This window comes from Evtepia sp., from assembly GCF_056797215.1.
On sequence record NZ_JBQILM010000006.1, the window covers coordinates 50,972 to 58,208 of the forward strand.

A 7,237-nucleotide genomic window follows, 5' to 3' on the forward strand; every position below is an offset into this window, starting at 1 on the left:
TCCATCATGGTGCAAAACAGCAAGCGACATTTGGAACTGATCTTCGACATCGACCCCAAAATTCCGGCGGTCTTGGTGGGGGATGCAGAAAAGATTTCCCATGTGATGAAGATACTCCTGGAGAATTCCATTAAGTTTACGGAAGAGGGGGGCGTTGGGGTCAGTGTTGGGTTCCGGCGGGAGAACTATGGCATCAACCTAATCATAGACGTCTATGACACGGGTATCGGGATGACGGAGTCCCAAATTGCCCAGATTGATGATGACTTTTACCAGGCCAATTCTGGCAGCAACCGCTTTGCTGGGGGCTTGGGCCTAGGTATCCCCATTGCCCGGGGGCTCTTGCAGTCTATGGGTGGTTTCATCCACTTTGACAGCAAGGAGGAGCAGCGGGGCCTGCAAGCCCGCATGATCATCCCCCAGGGGATGGTGGACGATACCCCGGCCATGGTGGTTACAGACGTGGAACAGCTTTGCGTGGCGTGCTATTTCAAGCCGGAGAAATTTGCCTGCGATGAGGTGAGCCAATATTACGACAGGCTGATCTCCCACCTGCTGGAAGGCCTTGGGCTGGAAGGCTACCAGGCGCATAACTTTGAGGGCTTCCTAAAGCTGCTGAGCAACCACAACCTGACCCATGTGTTCATCGCCCAGTCGGAATATGAAGAGAACGGCGCCTACTACGAGGAATTGGCAAATTCTATGCGTGTAGCGGTGATCGCAGAAAAGGATTTTTCTCTCGACAGAGAGAGCAACCTGCTTGTGATCCACAAGCCGTTTTTTGCCATCTCTGTGGTGAACCTGCTCAATGGCGACATAAGTGAAAACAGCTTCGATGAGATGCAAGCCGCCGGGCACCGGCCGTTCTCCTGTGAAGGGGTCCGTGTGTTGGTGGTTGACGACGAAGAGATGAACCTTGTGGTGGCCAGAGGCTTCCTAGACAGCTATGGGATCCAGGTGGACACCTGCCTCAGCGGGAAAGAGGCTGTGAAGCAATGCACCCAGGCCCCCTATGATATGATTTTCCTGGATCACATGATGCCGGGCTTTGATGGGATCGAGACCCTCCGGCGCATCCGGGAGATTGAGAATGGTGCGTACCAGGACCTGCCGGTGATCGCCCTGACTGCGAATACCATCAGCGGGGCCAGGGAGATGTTCCGGGACGAGGGGTTTACAGAGTTTGTGGCAAAACCCATCGAGCGCACTGTCCTGGAACGTGTCCTGCGCCGGGTGCTGCCAAAGCACTGCATACATTACAACAATAGCAATGCAACAGAAGAGGATACGCCCGTCCCCGCTGACGCGGAAGAAGAGTATGATTCCCTGCAAGAGGAGGCTGTTCCAGAGGCTGGGCAGCCGGCGGGACAATCTGCTGCACTCTCCATGACCTATGCGGCCCTGGCAGAGGTGGGGATTGACGTGGCGATGGGGTTGGATTACTGTTGTGGGGACGACGCATTTTATTTGGATATGCTGCGGATGTTCTCCGGCCAAAGGCAGGAAAAGGCAGAGGAGATTATGGCGCTGTATGAGGCGGCCAACTGGCCGGACTATGCGGTGAAGGTCCACGCATTAAAGAGCACATCCTTGACCATCGGAGCAACAGAGCTTTCAGCGCTGGCAAAGCAGCTGGAGCATGCGGGGAAAGAGGAGGATACAGAATACATCCATGAGAATCACCCCATACTGCTGCGTATGTACGAGGAGGTCTGCGAGAGCATGACCGGCGTTTAGATATTTCTAAGGAATGGAGGAAACATCGGGTGATAAAAAGATGGCTCGAAAGCATTTATGGCTATAAGACCAGCTTGCGGGAACGTATGTTTTGTTCGGTGACGAGCATCTGCATGATCGCGTTGATTTTCATACTTCCTATGGGAAGGCGGATCGAGAATCTTCTCCTGTTGTTGATAAGCCTTGTTTTTATGGCAGTGGTCATGAGGCTCAGCATTAAAAAGGGGTGTATCAACGGGGGCGGTACCATGATTGCGGTGCTGCTGCTTCTGCTGTTCCCTGTGAGCTTTTTTACAGCGGGGGGATTTTATAGCGGCGTGCCGGAATGGTTCGTGCTGTGCTTCATTTACATTAGTATTATCCTAGAGGGAAAGCGAAAACACTTGTTTTTCCTGCTTTGCACGGCGGAGACACTGCTGTGCTATTATGGCGCATTTTATTTTCCGGAATATGTCGCCCAGAATACCCTGAGACGTTCGTTTTTGGATTCGGCAGTCTCCGTGATCATCGTGGGTGCGCTCACTGGCGTGTTGCTGCTGTTTTTAACGCGGCTTTATGAGCGGGAGAACCAGCTTTCCATTCAGCAGAAAAAAGAGATTGAGGAATTGAATCAGGCGGAAAACCACTTCTTCACCAGTATGAGCCACGAGATCCGCACGCCGATCAACACGATCATCGGATTGAATGAGCTTACCCTCCGTGAGGATATCCCCAAAAGCATTGCGGAGAATGCGCGGAACATACAGGGTGCCAGTAAGATGCTGTTGACGTTGATCAACGATATTTTGGATTTGTCCAAGCTGAAATCCGGGAAAATGGAAATCATCAATTCCTCCTATAAGACGGGGGAGCTCTTCTCGGATATCGTCAACATGATCTGGATCAAAGCCACAGAAAAGGGGCTGGAATTCCGGCTGCGGGTGGATTCCTCCATCCCCAGTATGCTCTGCGGGGACGAGGTTCGGATCAAGCAAATCCTGGTCAATCTCCTGAACAACGCGGTCAAATACACCAGTGAGGGGACGATAACCCTTTCTGCCCGCTGTGAGCGTATTGCTTTGAACAAGGTGCGCATCTGGTATTCTGTGGAGGATACCGGGCAGGGGATCAAGCGGGAGGATATCCCCGAGCTGTTCAACGCGTTCAAACGTGTGGACGAGAAGAAGAACCGGCACATTGAGGGCAGCGGCCTTGGCCTGAGTATCGTTCATCAGCTGGTGACGCTGATGGGAGGCGAGATCAGCGTCAACAGTGTCTATACCAAGGGCTCGACCTTCATCGTTACGTTGGAGCAGGAGATCATCGACGATTCGGAGCTGGGCACCTTTATCTTGGCTTCCCACATGAACGCCAGTGACGGGGAGCGGTATGAGCAGAGCTTTGAGGCCCCGAACGCCCACCTGCTGGTGGTGGACGACAATGAAATGAACCTGATGGTGGTGCGCAAGCTGCTTTCCGAGACGAAGATACAGATTGACACTGCCTTGAGCGGAGAGGAATGCCTCAAGCTGACACGGACGCAGCACTACGACTGCATCTTGATGGACCACTTGATGCCAAAGATGGACGGGATCCAGTGCCTCCACGCGCTGCGCACCCAGCCGGCAGGCCTGTGCCAAGATGTCCCTGTGATTGCGCTGACGGCCAACGCAGGGAGCGAGCATCAACTTCTCTACCAAAAGGAGGGGTTCAATGGCTACCTGGCCAAGCCGGTCAGCGGCGCACTGCTGGAAACCGCTGTGTTGAGTGTACTCCCCAGGGATTTGGTGCATATCAACAAGGAGTCCACCCAGGCAGAGATCGGGAAGGATGTGCTGATTTTTGAGCGGGAGCAGATGATCCCGGTCATGATTACCACAGACAGCGTGTGCGATTTGCCGGAATCCCTGAAAGAAGAGTTCAATATCGCAACATGCCCCTATTATGTCTGCACAGACCAGGGCCGTTTCTTGGATGAACTGGAAATGAAGGCAGGCGAGTTTGTGAGGCACTTGGCTGCGGGAAAAGCTGGCTATTCCCAACCGCCTGATGTGGAGGATTATGAAAAATTCTTTGCGGAAAAGCTGACCATGGCCCAGAATGTGATCCACATTACGATGGCGAAGCATACCAGTGAGGGATATTACCACGCCATGGAGGCTGCAAAGTCTTTTAGTAATATCACCGTGTTGGATTCTGGGCACCTATCCAGCAGCCTGGGGTTGGCCGTACTATACGCTGCGACAATGGCAGAAAATCACGCCACGAAAGAGGATATCATCAAAACGGTGGAAAGCCTCCGGCGGCGGCTCTCCTCTACCTGCCTCATTGACAGCACCCACATGATGTGCCAGGCAGGCTTGGTTTCCAAGCGGATACAACTCCTCTGTGATACCCTGCTGCTGCACCCGGTGGTGGTGATGCGGAAGAGCAAGATCACCGTGGGTGCTATAGAGATCGGCGGGTTTGCCCGGGTGGCGAAGCGCTATGTGCGAAAGATGCTGAGAAACGCGGGGAGTATTGACCGGCGGGTTTTGTTCATCGTGTATGCAGGGATGGATGAACAGAGCTTGGCTTACGTTCAAAAGCTGGTGCAGCAGTACGGAACCTTTGAGCGGGTCTACCTCCATAAGGCATCCGCCGCCATTGCCAGCAACTGTGGGCCGCGGGCGTTTGGCTTGCTGTTTATGAGAAAGTGAGGGCGGCTGGTTGGCCTGTAGTTTGTGTCACAATAGCATAAAGAATGGCCCCCTGGCTTTGTTGCCAGGGGGCCATAGCTTTATATGTGGAAGAACCGCTCAAGTGAGCGGTTCTTCCAATCTGCGTGGTCGGAGTGCAGGGACTCGAACCCTGGGCCTCCTGCTCCCAAAGCAGGCGCGCTACCAACTGCGCAACACCCCGTAGTTTGCCCTCTGAAAAGTGGAGCAGTCCATATTATAAAGGAAATCCACGACAAATGCAAGGGCAGAAAGAGAATTGACCGGAGAAAATTTCCGTGGTACACTATGTCATGAAGGAATTCGGAATTTTGAAATCCGTAGGAGGAGGCAACAATATGAAAACAGAGTTACGCACCCTGGAGGCCGTGGCGGCCAAGGGGCGGCTGCTGGGCCTGGATATGGTGTACAACTGTGCATCCGGCCATTTGGGCGGCTCCTTTTCCGCCATGGACATCCTAACCCAACTGTATTTTGATGTGATGAGGGTGGACCCGGCCAACCCCCAGGATCCGGAGCGGGACCGCTTCGTCCTCTCCAAGGGCCACTGCACCCCGGCCCTCTATCCCATCCTGGCCCAGCGGGGCTACTTCCCGGAGGAGGCGTTGAAGCTCTTCCGCAGTGTGGAGGGCCACCTCTCCGGCCACGCGGAGATGCACCATGTGAAAGGGGTGGATATGTCCACCGGTTCTTTGGGGCAGGGTATCTCCGCCGCAGTGGGCATGGCCCTGGCGGGGAAGCTGGACAAGAAGGGCTACCGGGTCTACGCCCTCCTGGGGGACGGCGAGATCGAAGAGGGCCAGGTTTGGGAGGCGTTCATGAGCGCGGCCAAGTACGGCCTGGACAACCTCTGTGCCATCATCGACGTGAACGGCTTGCAGATTGACGGCAAGACCGCCGATGTGATGCCCTCGGAGCCCCTGGACCAGAAGATGGAGGCCTTTGGCTGGCATGTGATCTCTGTGGACGGCCATGACTTTACCGCCCTGGAGGAGGCTTTTGCCAAGGCCCAGAGCTTTACCGATGCCCCAACGGTGCTCCTGGCTAAGACCGTCAAGGGCAAGGGGGTCTCCTTTATGGAGAACGATGCCGGCTGGCACGGGAAGGCCCCCAACGCAGAGCAGTATGAAACGGCACGGGCGGAGCTGGTTGCCGCCCTGGCAGAAAAGGAGGGCAAATAATATGGCTGAGAAGATCGCCACCCGGGCCGCTTACGGCAAGGCCCTGTTGGAGCTGGCGGAGCAGGAGCCCGACCTGGTGGTTCTGGACGCGGACCTGTCCGGCTCTACCATGACCAAAGACTTCGGCAAGGCGTACCCAGAGCGCTTTTTTGACATGGGCATTGCGGAGGCCAACATGGTGGGCGTAGCCGCCGGGCTGGCCGCTTGCGGCAAGAAGCCCTTTGCCAACTCTTTCGCTATGTTCGCCGCCGGACGGGCCTGGGAGCAGGTGCGCAACAGCGTGGCCTATCCGGGCCTGAACGTTACCATTGTGGGCTCCCACGGGGGACTGTCTGTGGGGGAGGACGGGGCCACCCACCAGTGCATTGAGGACTTGGCCATCATGCGTACCATCCCCGGTATGACGGTGCTGTGCCCCTGTGACGGCCACGAGATGCGCCAGGCGGTAAAAGCCCTGATGGACTATGAGGGCCCCGCCTACATGCGTCTGGGCCGTCTGGCGGTGGAAACCGTGACGGACAGCCTGGAAGGCTACCAGTTTGCGCTGGGGAAGGGTGTGCTCCTGCGTCCCGGTGCCGATGTCACCGTGGTGGCTGTGGGCATGATGGTCCAGGAGGCCTTAAAGGCCGCGGAATACCTGGCCCAGGAGGATATTGACGTTCGGGTCATTGACATGCACACCATCAAGCCGCTGGATACGGAGATTTTGTTGGCCGCAGCCAGAGAGACCGGCTGTATCGTCACCAGCGAGGAGGCCAACATCGTGGGCGGCTTGGGCAGCGCCGTGTCGGAGTACCTCTCCGGCGTGTGCCCAGTGCCGGTGATCCGCCACGGAGTGGAGGATAGCTTCGGCCGCTCCGGGGCGGCGCTGAAGGTATTGGAGGCCTACGGCTTGACAGTTGACGGAATCGTTGACAAAGTGAGAGAGGCGATTTCCATAAAGCGGGCGCTGATGGTTTGAGAAAGTTTAGGAATAATTCATAAAGATTTCCCCCTATAAAAACAAAACCATGCATCCGTGGCTTTTTCACCTTGCAATTTTCATAAAATGAGGGTAGAATAGATACAGCAAAGTGAATACTGTCAGATGTACCTGGGATTGTCCGCAAGATCGGAAGGGCCCAGAAAAAGAAATCTGGAGACATCCACTCGTTGTGGAGGCCGAAGGGGCTAGACGCATTGCGAACTCTCTCAGGCAAAAGGACAGATTGGGACAATGTGAGAGAGCTGTCCGGTAATTTTGACCTTTTGAGCAGAGCGCCGTGTGTTGCGGCGCTCTGCTTTTTCGGTTTTCGTCTGGCGGTTGCAGCCGTGTGAAAAGAGATCAAGAGAAAAGGAGAGATTTTGAATGACATTTGCTGAAAGAGTAGCTGCTGTCAACGGGGCCATCAACGATGTCGTCTGGGGTCCGCCTATGCTGGTTCTTCTGGTTGGCGCGGGCATCCTGCTGACCATCATGACAAAGGGCTTCCAGTTCCGGAAGTTCGGTTATGCCATGAAGAACACCATGGGCAAAGTTTTTAAAAAGCAAGAGGCCGGCGAGGGTGAGATTACGCCCTTCCAGGCCATGTCCACCGCCCTGGCTGGGACGGTGGGTACCGGTAATATCGCCGGCATCACCAC

The 7,237-nt window shown here is 55.3% G+C and carries 5 protein-coding genes, 1 tRNA gene and 1 riboswitch; of the genes, 5 read left to right on the forward strand and 1 reads right to left on the reverse strand.

The window, feature by feature from the left end; genetic code table 11:
* On the forward strand, positions 1-1,737 hold a 1,737-nt coding region (locus tag ACTOZL_RS02605; protein ID WP_482476524.1), incomplete at its 5' end, for a response regulator.
* 203 nt (positions 1,738-1,940) lie between these two features.
* Positions 1,941-4,415 carry a DegV family protein gene (locus tag ACTOZL_RS02610; RefSeq protein ID WP_482476525.1) on the forward strand — a complete coding sequence of 825 codons (2,475 nt, stop codon included), beginning with the start codon at positions 1,941-1,943 and terminating at the stop codon, positions 4,413-4,415.
* A 126-nt stretch (positions 4,416-4,541) separates the two neighbouring features.
* Here the strand turns inward: ACTOZL_RS02610 and ACTOZL_RS02615 are convergent.
* A tRNA-Pro gene (locus ACTOZL_RS02615) sits at positions 4,542-4,617 on the reverse strand.
* A gap of 154 nt (positions 4,618-4,771) precedes the next feature.
* On the opposite strand from ACTOZL_RS02615, the gene ACTOZL_RS02620 reads away from it, so the two are divergent.
* The 3 genes from ACTOZL_RS02620 to ACTOZL_RS02630 form a co-directional block, all read left to right on the forward strand.
* Positions 4,772-5,614 carry a transketolase gene (locus ACTOZL_RS02620; RefSeq protein ID WP_482476526.1) on the forward strand — a complete coding sequence of 281 codons (843 nt, stop codon included), beginning with the start codon at positions 4,772-4,774 and terminating at the stop codon, positions 5,612-5,614.
* A gap of 1 nt (position 5,615) precedes the next feature.
* A complete protein-coding gene (locus tag ACTOZL_RS02625) occupies positions 5,616-6,575 on the forward strand; it encodes a transketolase family protein (protein ID WP_482476527.1) in 960 nt (319 codons plus the stop codon).
* Positions 6,576-6,739: 164 nt separating this feature from the next.
* Positions 6,740-6,831, forward strand: a riboswitch (glycine riboswitch).
* A 131-nt stretch (positions 6,832-6,962) separates the two neighbouring features.
* Positions 6,963-7,237 (forward strand): alanine:cation symporter family protein (locus ACTOZL_RS02630; RefSeq protein ID WP_482476528.1); only part of this gene is annotated, 275 nt, incomplete at its 3' end.

Bases quoted from the DNA above. Each gene is read 5' to 3' on its own strand.
- ACTOZL_RS02620 (WP_482476526.1), top strand. From the start codon at position 4,772: ATGAAAACAGAGTTACGCACCCTGGAGGCCGTGGCGGCCAAGGGGCGG.
- ACTOZL_RS02610 (WP_482476525.1), top strand. From the start codon at position 1,941: ATGAGGCTCAGCATTAAAAAGGGGTGTATCAACGGGGGCGGTACCATG.
- ACTOZL_RS02625 (WP_482476527.1), top strand. From the start codon at position 5,616: ATGGCTGAGAAGATCGCCACCCGGGCCGCTTACGGCAAGGCCCTGTTG.